This window comes from Aeromonas sp. FDAARGOS 1418 (assembly GCF_019048585.1).
In the GTDB taxonomy this organism is placed as follows: Bacteria; Pseudomonadota; Gammaproteobacteria; order Enterobacterales; family Aeromonadaceae; genus Aeromonas; species Aeromonas caviae.
In genome coordinates, this window is sequence record NZ_CP077387.1 from 311,293 (window position 1) to 327,408 (window position 16,116).

General features: G+C 63.8%; 13 protein-coding genes. 9 read left to right on the plus strand and 4 right to left on the minus strand.

Annotation, left to right across the window (positions count from 1 at the left end; translation table 11 throughout):
• Positions 1-241 precede the first annotated feature (241 nt).
• On the plus strand, positions 242-1,165 hold the full coding sequence (gene lpxL / locus I6L48_RS01585) for an LpxL/LpxP family Kdo(2)-lipid IV(A) lauroyl/palmitoleoyl acyltransferase (RefSeq protein ID WP_201920870.1): 924 nt from the start codon (positions 242-244) through the stop codon (positions 1,163-1,165).
• A gap of 107 nt (positions 1,166-1,272) precedes the next feature.
• Here the strand turns inward: lpxL and I6L48_RS01590 are convergent, their stop codons facing one another.
• The 3 genes from I6L48_RS01590 to I6L48_RS01600 all read right to left on the minus strand — a co-directional run bounded on the left by I6L48_RS01590 (position 1,273) and on the right by I6L48_RS01600 (position 5,045).
• Entirely contained in the window at positions 1,273-3,252 is a 1,980-nt protein-coding gene (locus I6L48_RS01590) for a bifunctional 2',3'-cyclic-nucleotide 2'-phosphodiesterase/3'-nucleotidase (RefSeq protein ID WP_216988055.1), read from the minus strand.
• A gap of 127 nt (positions 3,253-3,379) precedes the next feature.
• Complete coding sequence (lysE, locus tag I6L48_RS01595; RefSeq protein WP_103243798.1) at positions 3,380-4,000, minus strand: L-lysine exporter; 621 nt, start codon at positions 3,998-4,000, stop codon at positions 3,380-3,382.
• 262 nt (positions 4,001-4,262) lie between these two features.
• The gene (locus I6L48_RS01600) at positions 4,263-5,045 is read right to left on the minus strand and encodes a LuxR family transcriptional regulator (RefSeq protein WP_201920867.1); all 783 of its coding nucleotides are present in this window, start codon (positions 5,043-5,045) and stop codon (positions 4,263-4,265) included.
• A gap of 64 nt (positions 5,046-5,109) precedes the next feature.
• On the opposite strand from I6L48_RS01600, the gene I6L48_RS01605 reads away from it, so the two are divergent.
• From I6L48_RS01605 to I6L48_RS01640, 8 genes are all read left to right on the plus strand, one after another.
• Positions 5,110-5,739 (plus strand): acyl-homoserine-lactone synthase, encoded by a 630-nt coding sequence (locus I6L48_RS01605; RefSeq protein ID WP_201920864.1) that lies wholly within the window; start codon positions 5,110-5,112, stop codon positions 5,737-5,739.
• A gap of 232 nt (positions 5,740-5,971) precedes the next feature.
• Positions 5,972-6,871 (plus strand): LysR family transcriptional regulator ArgP, encoded by a 900-nt coding sequence (locus I6L48_RS01610; RefSeq protein ID WP_216987710.1) that lies wholly within the window; start codon positions 5,972-5,974, stop codon positions 6,869-6,871.
• Positions 6,872-6,957: 86 nt separating this feature from the next.
• Positions 6,958-8,979, plus strand: coding sequence for an exoribonuclease II (locus I6L48_RS01615; protein WP_103243799.1), 2,022 nt, complete (start codon positions 6,958-6,960; stop codon positions 8,977-8,979).
• 645 nt (positions 8,980-9,624) lie between these two features.
• Positions 9,625-11,553 (plus strand): PTS mannitol transporter subunit IICBA, encoded by a 1,929-nt coding sequence (locus tag I6L48_RS01620; RefSeq protein ID WP_216987711.1) that lies wholly within the window; start codon positions 9,625-9,627, stop codon positions 11,551-11,553.
• Positions 11,554-11,590: 37 nt separating this feature from the next.
• Positions 11,591-12,736, plus strand: coding sequence for a mannitol-1-phosphate 5-dehydrogenase (locus I6L48_RS01625; RefSeq protein ID WP_052815685.1), 1,146 nt, complete (start codon positions 11,591-11,593; stop codon positions 12,734-12,736).
• Positions 12,737-12,833: 97 nt separating this feature from the next.
• Positions 12,834-13,355 carry an MltR family transcriptional regulator gene (locus tag I6L48_RS01630; protein WP_010672759.1) on the plus strand — a complete coding sequence of 174 codons (522 nt, stop codon included), beginning with the start codon at positions 12,834-12,836 and terminating at the stop codon, positions 13,353-13,355.
• 94 nt (positions 13,356-13,449) lie between these two features.
• The gene (locus tag I6L48_RS01635) at positions 13,450-15,240 is read left to right on the plus strand and encodes a sodium:proton antiporter (RefSeq protein ID WP_041214376.1); all 1,791 of its coding nucleotides are present in this window, start codon (positions 13,450-13,452) and stop codon (positions 15,238-15,240) included.
• Between the two features lie 69 nt (positions 15,241-15,309).
• On the plus strand, positions 15,310-15,558 hold the full coding sequence (locus tag I6L48_RS01640; RefSeq protein ID WP_010672757.1) for a hypothetical protein: 249 nt from the start codon (positions 15,310-15,312) through the stop codon (positions 15,556-15,558).
• A 36-nt stretch (positions 15,559-15,594) separates the two neighbouring features.
• Here the strand turns inward: I6L48_RS01640 and I6L48_RS01645 are convergent, their stop codons facing one another.
• Positions 15,595-16,113 (minus strand): mechanosensitive ion channel domain-containing protein, encoded by a 519-nt coding sequence (locus tag I6L48_RS01645; protein ID WP_039039767.1) that lies wholly within the window; start codon positions 16,111-16,113, stop codon positions 15,595-15,597.
• Positions 16,114-16,116 lie beyond the last annotated feature (3 nt).

Genomic DNA, 16,116 nt, shown 5'->3' on the forward strand with positions numbered 1-16,116 from the left:
CTCAAAACCTGAAAATTTCAGCGGCCGATTTTATCACACTCTTTTCCAGGACGTGAAAAAAGCACTGCCATGCCCGCCAAGGCGCCCCCCGCCTGACCCCTCTGACCAGGTGATGGCGATTCGCACCCGCCCCCGTTTTTCGGATAGAATCCCCAGATTGCGAGTGACAGCCTGTCCACGGGCACCGATCCCCCGTGTCGGCTGGGCTCCCTCCTTTGCCTTTGTGAACAAGAGACTCTTCATGGCCCAAGAACACGCTCCCCGCCTCGAACCCCGTCTGTTCCATCCCCGTTACTGGGGGAGCTGGCTGGGCCTCTCCCTGCTCTGGCTGCTGGTGTTGCTGCCCTGGCGCAGCCAGATGTGGCTGGGCCGCCAGCTCGGCACCCTGGCCCGCAAGCTGCTGAAATCCCGCGTCAAGATTGCCCGCCGCAACCTGGAGCTGGCGATGCCCGAGCTCAGCCGGGATGAGCGCGAAGCCCTCCTGGTGCAGAACTTCGAGAGCGTGGGTTGCGCCATCTTCGAGGTGGGCATGGCCTGGTTCTGGCCAGACTGGCGGATGCGCCGCCTGATGAAGGTGGAAGGGGAAGAGCACGTCATCAACGCCATGGAGAAGGGCCAGGGGATGCTGCTGCTCTCCTGCCACTTCCTCACCCTTGAGCTCAATGCCCGCTGCTTCGGCCTGGTGCGCCCCGGGGTCGGCGTCTATCGCCCCAACACCAATCCGGTGCTGGAGTACGCCCAGTACCACGGTCGCTGCGCCTCCAACAAATACTTGGTGGACCGGATGGACGTGAAGGGGATGATCAAGGCGCTGCGCAACGGCGACGCCCTCTGGTATGCACCGGATCACGACTACGGCAGCCATGCCAGCGTCTTCGTGCCCTACTTCGCGGTGGAGCAGGCCGCTACCATCACGGGTACCGCCACCCTGGCCCGGGTGAAGAACACCGTCACCCTGCCCTGCTACAACATCCGCACCCGGGAGGGCTACACCCTGCATATCGGGGCCCCGCTCGCGGACTACCCGAGCGGTGACGACCTGGCGGATGCCAGCCGCGCCAACCGCGAGATTGAAGCCGCCGTGCGCAAGGCGCCGGAGCAGTACATGTGGCTGCACCGCCGCTTCAAGACCCGCCCCAATCCGGACGATCTCGGCTACTACTGATGCCCTCCCGCCCCGTCGACCGGGCAAGTCCAGACGAGGATGGCACCGCGCCCCATGAAAAAGCCCTCGCACTGCGAGGGCTTTTTTGTTGGCTGCCAGCGTCTGCCTTACTGGCGGATCAGGCGGTAGATGGCGTAGCCGGGGTGCTTGGCGTCATCCATCGGCAGGGTGGACTGGTACGACAGATCCGCCCCCGCCAGGGCCTTGGCCTCGTCGGTCGGCGAGGAGTAGAGGCGCACGTCCACGTTGGCGGGCAGGGCCTTCATGTGCCAGTTGTTGTTGGCCGCCGGGCTGAAGCCGGCCGGGTTGTCCGCAGACTGGGCCTTCAGGTACTGGGCGATGATCTCCCGCGTCTCGAAGGGATCTTCATGGACGATGTTGCTGCCGTCGATGCCCGGGAAGTGGCCGCCGCCGCTGGCGCGGTAGTTGTTGGTCACCACGTAGAACTTCTGGGCCGGGTCCACGGGCTGGCCGTTGAAGGTGAGGCCGCTGATGCGCTGGCCGTCGCTCACCTTGACCCCGTCCTTGCTGTAGCGGGCCGGCTGGGTGATGTCCACCTCGTAGTTGACCCCGTCAATCACATCGAAGTTGTAGGTGGGGAAGCTCTCGTTCACCAGCCACTGCACCCCGGTCTTGCCGGTGTCGATCTGGTTGAACTGGCCGGCGCTCATCTCCAGCCACTCCTTGACGGTGGCCCCGTTCACCTCGACCACCTGCAGGGTGTTCGGATAGATGTAAAGGTCGGAAACGTTGCGCAGGGAGATGTCACCCTGGGCCACGTAGGTGAAGTCGTTGATGCCGTTGCGACCGCCACGGAAGGGGGCCGCCACCGAGAGGATCGGGTAGGACTCCTTGAGCAGGCCGTCTTGTTGCAACTGCTCCGCGTGGCGGCGCTGGGCATCGCTCACCAGCTGCACCGAGGGGTCGTCCTGCACCAGGGCGAAGAAGCTGTAGATGGGGGAGGTGATCTTGCCGAGCGGCTCGTCCAGCCACTGGTTGGTGGCGTCGTGATCCGCCTGCACCAGGTCCACCACCCGCTGATCCACCGCACTGCCCTCGCTGGCGTCTATCTTGCGCAGGCTGGCCTGGCTCTGCTTCACCTGCCACTTGCCGTCCACCTGCTCCAGCTTGAGGTCGATGATGCCGAGGTGGTTGCCCCAGTAGCCGGGCATCACGGTGGGGATGCCGCTCAGGGTACCGGCCTGGTTGTCCACCTCCGGCAGATCCGGGAAGTCACCCGGGAAGTTCTTGTGGGCGTGGCCCAGCATCAGGGCATCCACCCCCTTCACCTTGGCCAGATGCCAGGCGGAGTTCTCCATCATGGCCTCGTAGCTGCTGGCATTGATGCCGGTGTGAGCCACCACCACCACGATGTCGGCGCCCTTGGCGCGCAGCTCGGGCACATAGTGATTGGCGGTCTCGACCATGTCGGCCACCACCACCTTGCCCTCCAGATGTCGCTTGTCCCACTGCAGCACCTGGGGCGGTGTCAGACCCAGGATGCCCACCTTGACGCGCTGGCGCTGGCCCTTGTCATCGGTCACCTCGCGCTCCAGCAGCAGATAGGGGGTGAACTTGTTGCCGCTCCAGTCAATTTGCCCCTTGGCATCGCGCTTGAAGGCCCCCGCCTCGAACACGTTGGCGTTCACATAGGGGAAGTCGGCTCCCGCCAGCACCTTGCCAAGGTAGTCCAGGCCGTAGTTGAACTCGTGGTTGCCCAGGTTGCCCGCGTCGTAGCCCAGCTCGTTCATCGCCTTGAACACCGGGTGCGCCTGTTTCTCGAGGTAGCCGGCACCGGACTGCTCGAAGATGTAGTCCGCCAGCGGCGTGCCCTGAATGAGGTCGCCATTGTCGAGCAGCAGGTTGTTGGGGTTCTCGGCGCGGGCGGCGCGGATCAGCAGGGCGGTGCGGGAGAGGCCGAACTTGCGATCCTCCTTGTTCTGGTAATAGTCGTACCCCAGCACGTTGGAGTGGATGTCGGAGGTCTGGATCAGGCGCAGGGAGACGGTCCCCGGCTGCGCCTTGCTGTCATTCTCGTTGCTGCAGGCAGACAGCAGCACGATGGCGGCAATAGCCCCCAGCTTCATGGTGTTATTCACTGTTTTTTCCCTTTTATTATGAGTAACGCTTTACCAGCGCCGGGAATTTAACAGACGAATATGTCAGCAGATGGCACCGGGACTCATTTTTATGAAGCCCGGCACAAAAATAGCCTCATGAGGCCGGTATGGCACCCAACGCCAGCTTGGCCGCCAGCACCAGCATGATGAGACCTACAACAAGATCAATGGCTTGCTGCACCCGGCCCCGGGCAAGCCAGGGGGAGAGGGCCGCCGCCCCGAACGCCAGTCCGTAGAACCAGACCAGAGAAGCCAGCATGGCCCCCGCCGCGAAGGCGGGTCTGAGCTCCTCGGCAAACTGGCTGCCGAACGAGCCAAGCAGCATCAGGGTATCCAGATAGACGTGGGGATTGAGCAGAGTGACTCCGAGGGTCATGGCCAGCACGCTCTTCACCCCCATCAACCGGGGCGAGTCCGCCAGGGCCGCCTCCTGGCCGCGCCAGGCACTGCGCAGGGAACGGATACCGAACCAGCCAAGGAAGAGCACGCCGCCCCAGGTCAGCAGGGCCAGGCCGATCGGGCTGGCCGCCAGCAGGTTGGCCCCGCCGAACACCCCGATCCCGATCAGCACGAGATCGCACAGGCAGCAGAGGGTCGCCGTCAGCAGGTGGTGGTTGCGGTGAATGCCCCGGCTCAGCACGAAGGCATTCTGGGCCCCGATGGGGATGATCATGGCAAGGCCGAGGGTAAAGCCTTGCAGGGTGGTGGCGAACATGGGGAGGAGTTCCTGTGAAAGAGAGAAACGCACTATAAGGGGGCGCGGGTAATCAGAGAAATTCATTCATTTTCTGATGCATTCATAAAACTGATGATAACCGGGCCGAAACCACACAAAGAAGGTTGTCAATTGCAGGATCTGACAATTGTGGGGTCACAGCCCCGCCCCGAGAATCGGCGGCAGGATGGGACGGCGCAGGACAGCGGTGATGGCGACAGAGGGGATGCCAGGCGACGAGCCGGTGCCGCCGGGCCTGTATTCACTGCAGCAGGGAGGGGAAGTTGGTGACCACCACCTGCTCCAGGTTCGGCAGCAGGATGCCGCTGCTCACCCCCTTGGCGATGGCCTGGTAGCGGTTCATCGACCCCGTCTTGCGGGTGACCTGATTGAGGTGGTAGTTCACGGTGCGCTCCGTGATGCCGAGGATGCAGGCGATCTCCCCCGATGTCTTCCCTTCGCTGGCCCAGAACAGGCACTCGGTCTCCCGCTCCGTCAGGGGCTCCTGGGGATCGTCCTCCCTCATGCTCTGGCGCACGATCCGGATCGCCGCCTCGAAGATGTAGTTGGACATCCAGGAGAGGATGGGCGAGGACTCCAGCATCAGATCGCTCGACGCCCGCTCCCGGGTGATGAAAGAGAGTATGCCGTTCTCCCCCGCCGCCCCGTGCAGCGGGAACGAGATGCCGTTGCGCAACCCGAATTCCGCCGCCAGCCCCATCACATCCATGCTCCCCTCTTGCAGGAAGCGCGCCTTCTCGTCCAGCCGGTTCCAGTAGATGGGCAGGGTCTGCCTGCGGGCGAGCTGGATGATGGGATCGCAGGCCAGCATGTTGTTCAGGGTGTAGGCCTGTACCCAGGAGTCGGGGCACTGGTTGAACAGCACCACCTTGGGCCTTTGCATCGACATGGGCAGGATGAGGGCGAAGCGGTAGTAGTCGTAACCCATTCCCAGGGTGAAGCGGCCGATGAGCTCGGACAACCGGTTGCCATCGGTCACCAGCGTGAAATGTTCCAGGTACTCAAGCAGTTGGTCGCGTCTCATAGGCAAGCCTCCCCTGGCCAAGGCCTTGGATTATAGCGCCTAACCATGAAATGGAGAGACATGAATGCTTGTTTTAAAAGGAAAATTGAAAGAACACCCCAGATGGGAGGTCGAAAACGAGCTCTACCGATTTCGCAACCGCGTCTTCTCCGATCGACTCGGTTGGGACGTGGAATCCCGCCGTGGCCTGGAGCGGGACAACTTCGACAAGCCCGACACCCACTGGGTGCTGATTGAAGACAAGCAGGGGCTGTGCGGCTGCATCCGCCTGCTCAGCTGCGCCCAGGATTACATGCTGCCCAGCATCTTCCCCACCGCCCTCGCTGGCGAAGCCCCGCCGCGCGGCAACGACGTGTGGGAGCTGACCCGCCTCGCCATCGACGCCGACCGGGCCCCTCGCCTGGAGAACGGCATCAGCGAACTCACCTGCGTCATCTTCCGCGAGGTGCTGGCCTTCGCCAGGGAGCAGGGGATCCGCGAGCTGGTGGCCGTGGTCAGCCTGCCGGTGGAGCGCATCTTCCGTCGCCTCGGCCTGCCCATCGAGCGCCTCGGCCATCGCCAGGCGGTGGATCTGGGGGCCGTGCGCGGGGTCGGTATCCGCTTCCACCTGGACGAGCGTTTCGACCGCGCCGTCCATCGCCCCCTGCAGGGCCATTACCGGCCGGCGGGGGATGCTCTGCTCGCCGTCATCTGAGCAAAAAAGTCCCGGGACCGGCCCGGGATTCAAGACGCTCGCTATGGTCCGTTTCCACCCCATGCAAAAACGGACCGGGTGAGTATCTTATGAACCTCATGTCAGGACTACTGTCACATCTCACAGGGGCAGCCCCGGGCACCGGCCCCCTCCATGGGGGCGGTCAGGTTGTCCTCTGGCGCTCCCTTGAGTAGCATTCTTGCTGAACTCCCTTTTTTCATAAGGAATGCTGATGAAGACGCTGGACTACAAGCTGCTGCTGGCCCTGGACGCGGTGATCCGGGAGCAAAACTTCGAGCGTGCCGCCCAGCGCCTGCACATCACCCAGTCCGCCATCTCCCAGCGCATCAAGCAGCTGGAGCAGCAGTTTGCGGAGCCGCTCATCATCCGCAGCCAGCCGCTGCAGGCCACGGGGCTCGGCCAGAAGCTGCTGGCCCACTATCGCCAGGTGCGCCAGCTGGAGCTGGAGCTGGCCGGCGAGCTCTCCCCCGACGAGCCCAGGGCCCCCATCCGAGTCAGCATCGCCGTCAATGCCGACAGCCTGGCTACCTGGTTCCTGCCCGCCCTGGCGCCGCTGCTGGAGCAATACCCCATCGAGCTGAACCTGCTGGTGGATGACGAGAGCCGCACCCTGAACCGGGTGCGCGAGGGGCAGGCGTTCGGCGCCGTCAGCCTGCAACCCCAGCCGCTGGCGGGCTGCTGCGTTGACGAACTCGGCGAGATGCGCTATCTGCTCACCGCCAGCCCCGCCTTCGTCGCCCGCCACTTCCCGAACGGCCTCACGGCGGCGGCCCTGGCCAAGGCGCCGGCGGTGGCCTTCGATCAGCGCGACGACATGCACATCAGCTACATGGCCCGTCATTTCGCCCTCCCCCCCGGTGGCTACCCCTGCCACACGGTGCGATCCTCCGAGGCCTTCGTCGCCATGGCGGAGCAGGGGCTGGCCTGCTGCCTCATCCCGGAATTGCAGATCCGCCAGCAACTGGAAGAGGGGCGCCTGCTCGATCTCAACCCGGATCACCACCTGGTCGAGCAGCTCTACTGGCACCGCTGGGTGCTGGAGCGGGGGCTGCACAAGCAGATATCCCAGCGCCTGATCCAGCAGGGGCGACGGGCACTGCAACCCCGTTGAGGGGGCCATTCACCTTGGCTTTGGGGGGGTAAAAACGTATAGTGCTGGGCGATTAACCATCAGGTCTCCACTCAGGTTCCCCATTTATGTTCCAAGACAATCCGCTGCTGGCCCAGCTCAAGCAACAAATCCGCGAAAACATCCCCAAGAAAGAGGGTGTGATCCGCGCCTCCGATCGGGGCTTCGGCTTCCTGGAGGTCGATGAGAAGACCAGCTATTTCGTGCCGCCTCCCTACATGAAGAAGGTGATGCACGGTGACCGGGTGAGCGCCCTGATCCGCACTGAAAAAGAGAAAGAGGTGGCCGAGCCGGATGCCCTGCTGGAACAGGCCGTCACCCGCTTCGTCGGCCGCGTCAAGATGTTCCGCGACCGCCTCAACGTGGTGCCCGATCACCCCCTCATCAAGGACGCCATCAAGGCCCGCGCCAAGAAGGGTCTGGACGAGAAATCCTTCAAGGAAGGGGACTGGGTGGTCGCCACCCTCAAGCGCCATGCCCTGGTGGACGGCAACTTCTCCGCCGAGATCACCCAGCTCATCGCCACCCAGGAAGATCACAACGTGCCCTGGTGGGTGGTGCTGGCGCGCCACAACCTGGCCCAGATTGAACCGGCGGACCTGCCGGAGTGGAAGGTGATCGAAGAGGAAGAGCTGCCCCGCCGGGATCTGACCCAGGTTCCCTTCTTCACCATCGACGGTGCCAAGACCAAGGACATGGACGATGCCCTGGCCATCACCAAGCTGGAGAACGGCTGGGAGCTGCTGGTGGCCATCGCCGACCCGACCGCCTATGTGGCCGAGGGGAGCGAGCTGGACAAGGAGGCCGCCCAGCGCGCCTTCACCGTCTACATGCCGGGGCGCAACGTACCCATGATCCCGCGCACCCTCTCCGACGAGCTCTGCTCCCTGAAAGAGGGCGAGGAGCGCAACACCCTGTGCGCCCGTCTGCTCATCGCCGAGGACGGCCTGCTGCTGGAGGAGACCGAGTTCTTCGCCGCCCGCATCGTCTCACATGCCCGTCTCAGCTATGACGACGTCTCCGACTGGGCCGAGCACGGCAAAGCGCTGGATATCGACGCCGGCGTCCTGGCCCAGCTGCCGCTGATGAAGGCGATGACGGAGGCCCGCATCAAGTGGCGTACCGAGCACGCCCTGGTGTTCCCGGACAGACCCGACTACGACTTCGAGCTGGGTGAAGACGGCGAAGTGCTGGCCATCCACGTGGAGCCGCGCCGCATCGCCAACCGCATGGTGGAAGAGTCGATGATCGCCGCCAACATCTGCGCCGGCCGCGTGCTAGGCAAAGAGGTCGGCTACGGCATCTTCAACGTCCACACCGGCTTTGACGAGGAGTCCCTGGACGGCGCCATCGAGCTGCTCAAGACCGCCGAGGCCCCGTTCGAGAAGGAAGAGATCGCGAGTCTCTCCGGCTTCTGCGCCCTGCGCCGCTGGATAGACAACCTGGACACCCGCTGGCTGGACGGCAAGATCCGCCGCTTCCAGAGCTATGCCCTGATGTCCGCCGAACCGGGTGCCCACTACGGCCTGGGTCTGGATGCCTACGCCACCTGGACCTCCCCCATCCGCAAATACGGCGACATGGTCAACCATCGCCTGCTCAAGGCGGTCATCGCCGGCAAGACCCCGGGTGAGCGCCCCAGCCTGGAGCTGACCGAGCACCTGACCGCCTGCCGCCGCCTGCACCGCATGGTGGAGCGCGACATCGGCGACTGGCTCTATGTGCGCTACCTCAAGGCCGATGCGGGCACCGACAAGGTGTTCAACGCCGAGATCATCGACGTGATGCGCGCCGGCCTCAAGCTGCGCCTGCAGGAGAACGGCGCCGTGGTCTTCATGCCCGCCCGCCATATCCTGGACAACAAGGATCGGCTGGAGTGCAACTGGGACAACGGTCGCGTCTATCTGGACAAGACCGAGGTGGTCTACGAGCTCGGCCAGATCATCGAGGTGAAGCTGACCGAGGCGGTGGAAGAGACCCGCTCCCTCATCGCCAAGCCGGCGGTGGATCTGGTGCCGGGTCCGGCGCCGGTGGCCCCCGCCAGCGAGGCCGATGCCGCGCCCGCCGACGAGGCCCCCAAGGCGCAGTGATCCCCCTGCTTGTCTGCTCTGCAAAAGCCCGCATCCCGCGGGCTTTTTTTTATGGCTGCGCTCCGCGGGCAGACGGGATGGGAGACCCGCTCGCAGGCCCCTGCCTGCGTCGCGACCGGCAGGGAGGAGCGAGACGGGAGCGGATCAGGATCCGCCACCCGGGCGTCACAAGAGGCCTTGTCGGAACCGATCCTCTCGGGGGAAAAACTGAAAGTGGGTTACAAAATAAATGATTCATTGATGATTAACGATGAACTGCGGCATATCCATCGTCATTACTTGCGAATACGAGGCGACAAGCCATGACTCATTTGAGTGCAAAATTTGATTTTGTGACGACAATCACGTTGACACCGCATTTGCGCAAACCACAAAACGAGACATCAATCACAAAAAATTGACACCCAGAGGCGAGAAGATCGAAATGTAGCCGAAATACAGTGACTGACTGTGATCTTCATCACTATGTCGGGAGGGGGGAGGTCGGGGTATTTGAGATCCAGGTCACAAGACACCCCGTTTTCAGCCTAATTTGATCACAAGCTGGTAGATTGAAGTTGCTTAGACGACTGGGATGGGAGTTCGGCAAAACTCGTCATCCCGACTACCACTTTTAATCACACAGGCTTAAAACGGGGTCCCGACATGTTATCACCGGATACCAAAGTCAAGATACAGAATTTTGGACGCTTCCTGTCCAATATGGTCATGCCCAACATAGGCGCCTTCATCGCCTGGGGCTTCATCACCGCCCTCTTCATCCCCACTGGCTGGCTGCCCAATGAAACCTTGGCCAAGCTGGTTGGTCCCATGATCACCTACCTGCTGCCGCTGCTCATCGGCTATACCGGCGGCAAGCTGATCGGGGGTGACCGGGGGGCCGTGGTCGGTGCTATCACCACCATGGGCGTCATCGTGGGGACCGACATCCCCATGTTCATGGGCGCCATGATGGTCGGCCCGCTGGGTGGCTGGGCCATCAAGCGCTTCGACAAGGCGATGGAAGGTCGCGTCAAGAGCGGCTTCGAGATGCTGGTGAACAACTTCTCCGCCGGCATCATCGGCATGTTGCTCGCCATTCTCGCCTTCTTCGTCATCGGTCCCTTCGTCAAGGTGCTCTCCGGCGCCCTGGCCGGTGGTGTCGACTTCCTGGTCGCCCACAGCCTGCTGCCGCTGACCTCCATCTTCGTCGAGCCGGCCAAGATCCTGTTCCTGAACAACGCCATCAACCACGGCATCTTCTCGCCGCTCGGGATCCAGCAAGCTACCGAACAGGGCCGCTCCATCTTCTTCCTGATCGAAGCGAACCCGGGTCCGGGCATGGGCGTGCTGCTGGCCTACATGGTGTTCGGCCGTGGCGCCGCCAAGCAGTCCGCAGCCGGTGCGTCCATCATCCACTTCTTCGGCGGCATCCACGAGATCTACTTCCCGTACGTGCTGATGAACCCGCGCCTCATCCTGGCGGTGATCGCAGGCGGCATGACCGGGGTCTTCACCCTGACCCTGTTCAACGCCGGTCTGGTCTCCCCCGCCTCCCCGGGCTCCATCTTCGCCGTGCTGCTGATGACGCCGAAAGCCTCCCTCATCGGGGTGCTGCTCTCCATCGTCGCCTCCGCCACCGTCTCCTTCCTGGTCGCCGCCGTGTTCGTCCGTGCCCAGCAGCCGGAAGCCGACGAGGCCGATGCCCTGGGTGAAGCCACCCGCAAGATGAAGGCCATGAAGGGTGCCAAGCCCGAGACCACCGCCGCCAAGAAGCCGGAAACCGAGCTGACCGCAGTGCGCAACATCGTCGTCGCCTGCGATGCGGGCATGGGCTCCAGCGCCATGGGCGCCGGCATGCTGCGCAAGCGGGTGCAGGCCGCCGGTCTCGACATCAGCGTCACCAACCGTGCCATCAACAACCTGGACGATCAGGTGGATCTGGTCATCACCCACAAGGATCTCACCGACCGTGCCCGTCGCCATGCGCCGCATGCACAGCACATTTCGCTGACCAACTTCCTCGACAACGCCCTCTATCAGGAGCTGGTGCAGAACCTCAGCCTGGCCAACGCGGCCAACGATGACGTCGCCAACCCGCAACTGCTGGTGGCGGCCAACGACGACAGCTACGAGCCGCAGGAGCCGGAAGTTTTCACCCTGAGCCTGCAGGACGTGCACCTGGGCCTCAAGGCCGAGAGCAAGGAAGCGGCCATCGTGACCGCCGGCAAGCTGCTGGCCGAGCGAGGCTATGTGGCACCGGACTACGTCGACGCCATGCTGGAGCGCGAACAGCTGGTCTCCACCTACCTCGGCGAATCCATCGCCGTGCCCCACGGCACCATCGCCGCCAAGGAGCACGTGAAGCGTACCGGCATCGTCATCTGCCAGTACCCGGCCGGAGTCGCCTTCGGCGAGGGCGCCGATGAGGTAGCGCGCCTGGTCATCGGCATTGCCGCCCGCAACGATGAACACATACAGGTCATAACCCGCCTGACCAATGCACTGGATGAGCCCGGTCTCGTCGACCGTCTGGCCAGCACCCAGGATCCCCAGGAGTTCCTGGCTCTGCTGGGGGCCGAGCAGGCCGCGTAATCATCCGTCATCGTCTTTGGTTGTAGAGGTTAATATCATGAAAACATTGCATTTTGGTGCCGGCAACATCGGTCGGGGCTTCATCGGCAAACTGCTGGCTGACGCCAGCCATCAGGTCACCTTCGCCGACGTCAACGAGACCCTGATCGACCAGCTCAACCACCGCCAGGAGTACAAGGTGCACGTGGTGGGCACGGATCAGAAGCTGGACGTGGTGCGCAACGTTGCCGCCGTCAGCTCCGCCGGACACGAGGTGATCGCCCGTATCATCACCGCCGATCTGGTCACCACGGCGGTCGGCCCCAACATCCTGGACAAGATTGCCAGCACCCTGGCCAAGGGGCTGCAGGCCCGCTTCGATGCCGGCAACCTGACTCCCCTCAACGTCATCGCCTGCGAGAACATGGTGCGCGGCACCAGCCACCTCAAGGAGGAGGTACTCAAGTACCTGCCGGTCGCGTATCATGCCACCCTCGAGCAGTGCGTCGGCTTCGTCGACTCGGCGGTGGATCGCATCGTTCCGCCCGCCGCGGCGAACGACGATCCCCTGGAGGTGACGGTGGAGAGCTTCAGCGAGTGGATCGTCGATCGGACCCAGTTCAAGGGGGAGCTGCCCCAGGTGGCAGGCATGGAACCCACCGACAACCTGATGGCCTTCGTCGAGCGCAAGCTGTTCACCCTCAACACCGGCCACATCGTCACCGCCTATCTCGGCAAGCTCAGGGGATATCGCACCGTGCGCGAGGCGATCGAGGATCCGCTGATCCGCAGCAAGGTGCGCCGCGCCATGGAGGAGAGCGGGGCCGTGCTGGTGAAACGCTATGGCTTCGACCCGCGCCTGCACGCCGCCTACATCGAGAAGATCCTCTCCCGCTTCGCCAACCCCTATCTGGTGGACGAGATTGACCGGGTCGGTCGCCAGCCGCTGCGCAAGCTGGCGGCGGGGGACAGGCTGGTGAAGCCGCTGCTCGGCACCCTGGAGTACGGCCTGCCGAGCGATCACCTGCAGGAGGGCATCGCCGCCGCACTGCATTACCGCAATGAGGACGATCCCCAGGCGGTGGAGCTGCAGGCCATGCTGGCGGAACTTGGTCCGGCACGGACCCTGGCCCGCGTCACCGGCCTGGATGAGCACAGCGATGTGGTACGCACCATCGTCGCCCGTTACAACAACTTGAAGTGACCTGATGGGGTGGCGTCACACCGCCCGTGACGGACCCCATACGATACAAACCGGGGGAGGGCCTGCTCTCCCCCTGTCAGCCGGACCCGAAGCACTTATGACCACACACCAGGAAGATGAAGTACTGGAGCGACTGAACGAGCAGGATGGCCCCCGCGGCTTCTTTCTCGAGGTCGTGACCATCCTGGAAGAGGCGGTCGACTCCCTGATGCGGCGAGCCTTTCGTCAGGAGGAGTATGCCGTCAAATACGCCATCGAACCCCTGCTCAACCAGAGCGGCCCCCTCGGCCAGCTGGAGGTGCGCCTCAAGCTCATCTTCGCCCTCGGCCTCATCTCCCTCGAGCGCTATCAGGATCTCGAGGCATACCTGAAGATCCGCGACTTTCTGGTACGCGACCCCAAGGATTACCGCTTCAGCGACAAGCCGGTCCGCGATCTGCTCGAGCGCCTGAATGCCATCCAGCAGGGCAGCATGATGCCGCAGGATCCCCCGGCCAACGAGGAGGACTGGCCCCTCTACCAGATGCAGCTCAACCGGCTCGATCAGATGGTGCGCTCCGCCCTGGTGCTGGCGGTGACCGATTGCGTCACCGAACTCCACAAAGAGAGCCCCATCTGATCTGAGTGGCTCTCCCCTGCACGCCTGGCGGGTGTCATCTTGCCCCCCTTCCCCGCTACACTAGGTCCAACCCCATCACCTGTACGAGGTTGGCATGATTGCTCTCTCCCTCGCCGGAATAGCCCTCATCTCCCTGCTCGCCCAATGGCTTGCCTGGTCCGTGCGCGTTCCCGCCATTTTGTTCCTGCTGCTGAGCGGCCTATTGCTCGGCCCGGTGACCGGTCTGCTCGATCCCGATCAGTTGCTGGGGGATCTGCTGTTTCCCCTGGTCTCCCTCTCGGTCGCCATCATCCTGTTTGAAGGAGCGCTGACCCTGCACCTGACCGAACTCAAGGGGATCGGCAAGGTGGTACGCAACCTCTGCTCCACCGGCATGGTGACCAGCTTTGCCGTCATCGGCGCCGCCAGCTACTTCCTGCTTGGGCTGGACTGGCGTGTCGCCATGGTGCTCGGCGCCGTGCTGGTAGTGACCGGCCCCACGGTGATCGCCCCCATGCTCAACGTGATCCGCCCGGTCCGGGAGGTGGACAAGATCCTGCGCTGGGAGGGGATCGTCATCGACCCCATCGGCGCCCTGTTCGCGGTACTGGTGTTCGAGGCGGTGCGCCTCGGCAGCCAGGGAGATCTGGTCGGTCATACCCTGCTGGCCCTGGCCAAGACGGTGGGAGTGGGGTCGCTCATCGGGGTCGGTGCCGGCTGGCTCACCACCCTGCTCATCCGCAAGGACTGGCTGCCGGTCAGCCTGCACAAGTTCGGGGTACTGGCGCTGGTGCTGGTGACCTTCACCCTGTCTGACTGGCTCAGTCACGAATCCGGCCTGCTGGCGGTGACGGTGTTCGGCATCTGGCTCGCCAACCAGGAGGGGCTGGATCTGGAGGAGGTGCTGGCCTTCAAGGAGGATCTCGCCGTCATTCTCATCTCCTCCCTCTTCATCCTGCTGGCGGCCCGCCTCGATCTGGCCCAGCTCTGGCAGCTCGGCCCCATGGTGCTGGCCCTGCTGTGCGTGGTGCAGTTCGTGGCCCGTCCGCTCTGCATCCTGGTCTCGACCCGGGGGTCGGACCTGCCCTGGCGCGCCCGCGCCCTGCTCGCCTGGATAGCCCCCCGGGGCATAGTGGCGGCGGCGGTCAGCGCCTCCTTCGCCATCAGCATGCACGAGGCCGGCATCGAGGATGCCGACAAGCTGGTGCCCCTGGTGTTTGCGGTCATCATCTTCACCGTGGTGCTGCAGAGCCTGACGGCCACGCCATTGGCCAGATTGCTCGACATGCGCCAGAGCGCCCCCAATGTCTGGCTGCTCATCGGCGCCAACTCGGTGGCCCGGGCCATCGGCAAGGCGCTGGCGGATCAGGGGATCCCGGTGCAGCTCTCCGATCCTGCCTGGGAGCACTGCAAGCTGGCCCGCATGAGCGGCCTGCCCTGCTACTTCGGCAACCCCCAGTCGGAGCACGCCGAGCGGCACCTGCCCCTCACCAGCATCAGCACAGTGCTGGCGCTCTCTCCCAGCCGCCACAACAACGCCCTCGGGGTGCTGCACTTCGCCCACCTCTACGGGGAGGAGAAGGTCCACTCCCTGCGTTCCAGCGAACAGCACGGCAAGGCCAACCGGGAGAGCGCTACCTTCCGTGCCCGCCAGAACCTGTTCGGCGCCGACATCAACTTCGCCAGGCTGAGCGGCCTGCTGAGCCGGGGCGGGCAGATCAAGGCAACCCGCCTGAGCGACACCTTCGACTGGGACCAGTATCAGGAGGCCAATCCCGGCGCCATTCCTCTGTTCGTGCTGGATGCCAAGGCCAGACCCAGGGTGGTCACCGGTCCTGTCACGCCGCTGCCCGGAGAGCTGCTGATCGCCCTGCAACCGCCCCGTGAGGGGGCGACGGGGCCCTGATCCGATGACGGCGCCACCGGGAAGGAGAACTAGACTTGAGGGTGGCGCCATGAGTCATAGGAGGATGTCATGACAGTCAGTGAATTGCGCGCGCTTCACCAGCAGCACAGGTTCAAGGAGGCGGAGATCATGCACGACATCGTCTCCCCCGGCTGGATCGTGGAGTTCAGGGGGCAGGACGGCCACCTCTACGTGATGACGGACACCCTGGGGTGCCCCATGAGCTTCTCGTCCACCGAGGAGGCACGGGACCACATCCACCTGGTGGCCGACTGCCCCGTCCAGGTCGAGCACCTCTACCGCTTCTTCGAACGCTGAGCACCCATCGAAAAAGGCTCCCGAGGGAGCCTTTTCTCATTCCGGCTGCGTGGACTCAGCCTCCTTTCCCTCCAGCCGCCTCACCGGCTTTTGCAGAATAAGGTTCGCCGGATAGGTGACCAGATCGCCGTTGTCATCCCTCACCCGCACGTAGAAGAGGCCGATCTCGGTGATGATGCCGGTAACGGAGTCATCCTTGTCGAGGATGCGGATGCGATCGCCAATCTTGTAGGGGAAGGCGAAGAAGATGGTGATGCTGGCGGTGATGTTGGAGAGGATCGACCACTGGGCCACCATGGCGACCCCCAGCACCGCGAAGAAGGAGGAGGCGAGCACCACCAGCCGGGAGAAGTCGAGCCCCCAGACCCCGGCCAGGATCAGCAGGGTGGCGCAGCCCAGCAGGAAGTGGAATACGTGCTCCACGTAGAGTACCCGGTTCTCGCTCACCTGCCGGCTCTGGCCAAGGGCCATCAGGCTCTTGTGAATGAGGCCGCGCACCAGGGTGTGCCCCAGCAACAGCAGCAGGGTCACGCCAAAAGATTCCCATGTCGTCATGTT

Excerpts from the sequence above, each read along its gene's own strand:
- lpxL (WP_201920870.1), top strand. The coding sequence starts at position 242 with ATGGCCCAAGAACACGCTCCCCGCCTCGAACCCCGTCTGTTCCATCCC.
- I6L48_RS01590 (WP_216988055.1), bottom strand. The coding sequence starts at position 3,252 with ATGAAGCTGGGGGCTATTGCCGCCATCGTGCTGCTGTCTGCCTGCAGC.
- lysE (WP_103243798.1), bottom strand. The coding sequence starts at position 4,000 with ATGTTCGCCACCACCCTGCAAGGCTTTACCCTCGGCCTTGCCATGATC.
- I6L48_RS01600 (WP_201920867.1), bottom strand. The coding sequence starts at position 5,045 with ATGAGACGCGACCAACTGCTTGAGTACCTGGAACATTTCACGCTGGTG.
- I6L48_RS01605 (WP_201920864.1), top strand. The coding sequence starts at position 5,110 with ATGCTTGTTTTAAAAGGAAAATTGAAAGAACACCCCAGATGGGAGGTC.
- I6L48_RS01610 (WP_216987710.1), top strand. The coding sequence starts at position 5,972 with ATGAAGACGCTGGACTACAAGCTGCTGCTGGCCCTGGACGCGGTGATC.
- I6L48_RS01615 (WP_103243799.1), top strand. The coding sequence starts at position 6,958 with ATGTTCCAAGACAATCCGCTGCTGGCCCAGCTCAAGCAACAAATCCGC.
- I6L48_RS01620 (WP_216987711.1), top strand. The coding sequence starts at position 9,625 with ATGTTATCACCGGATACCAAAGTCAAGATACAGAATTTTGGACGCTTC.
- I6L48_RS01625 (WP_052815685.1), top strand. The coding sequence starts at position 11,591 with ATGAAAACATTGCATTTTGGTGCCGGCAACATCGGTCGGGGCTTCATC.
- I6L48_RS01630 (WP_010672759.1), top strand. The coding sequence starts at position 12,834 with ATGACCACACACCAGGAAGATGAAGTACTGGAGCGACTGAACGAGCAG.
- I6L48_RS01635 (WP_041214376.1), top strand. The coding sequence starts at position 13,450 with ATGATTGCTCTCTCCCTCGCCGGAATAGCCCTCATCTCCCTGCTCGCC.
- I6L48_RS01640 (WP_010672757.1), top strand. The coding sequence starts at position 15,310 with ATGACAGTCAGTGAATTGCGCGCGCTTCACCAGCAGCACAGGTTCAAG.
- I6L48_RS01645 (WP_039039767.1), bottom strand. The coding sequence starts at position 16,113 with ATGACGACATGGGAATCTTTTGGCGTGACCCTGCTGCTGTTGCTGGGG.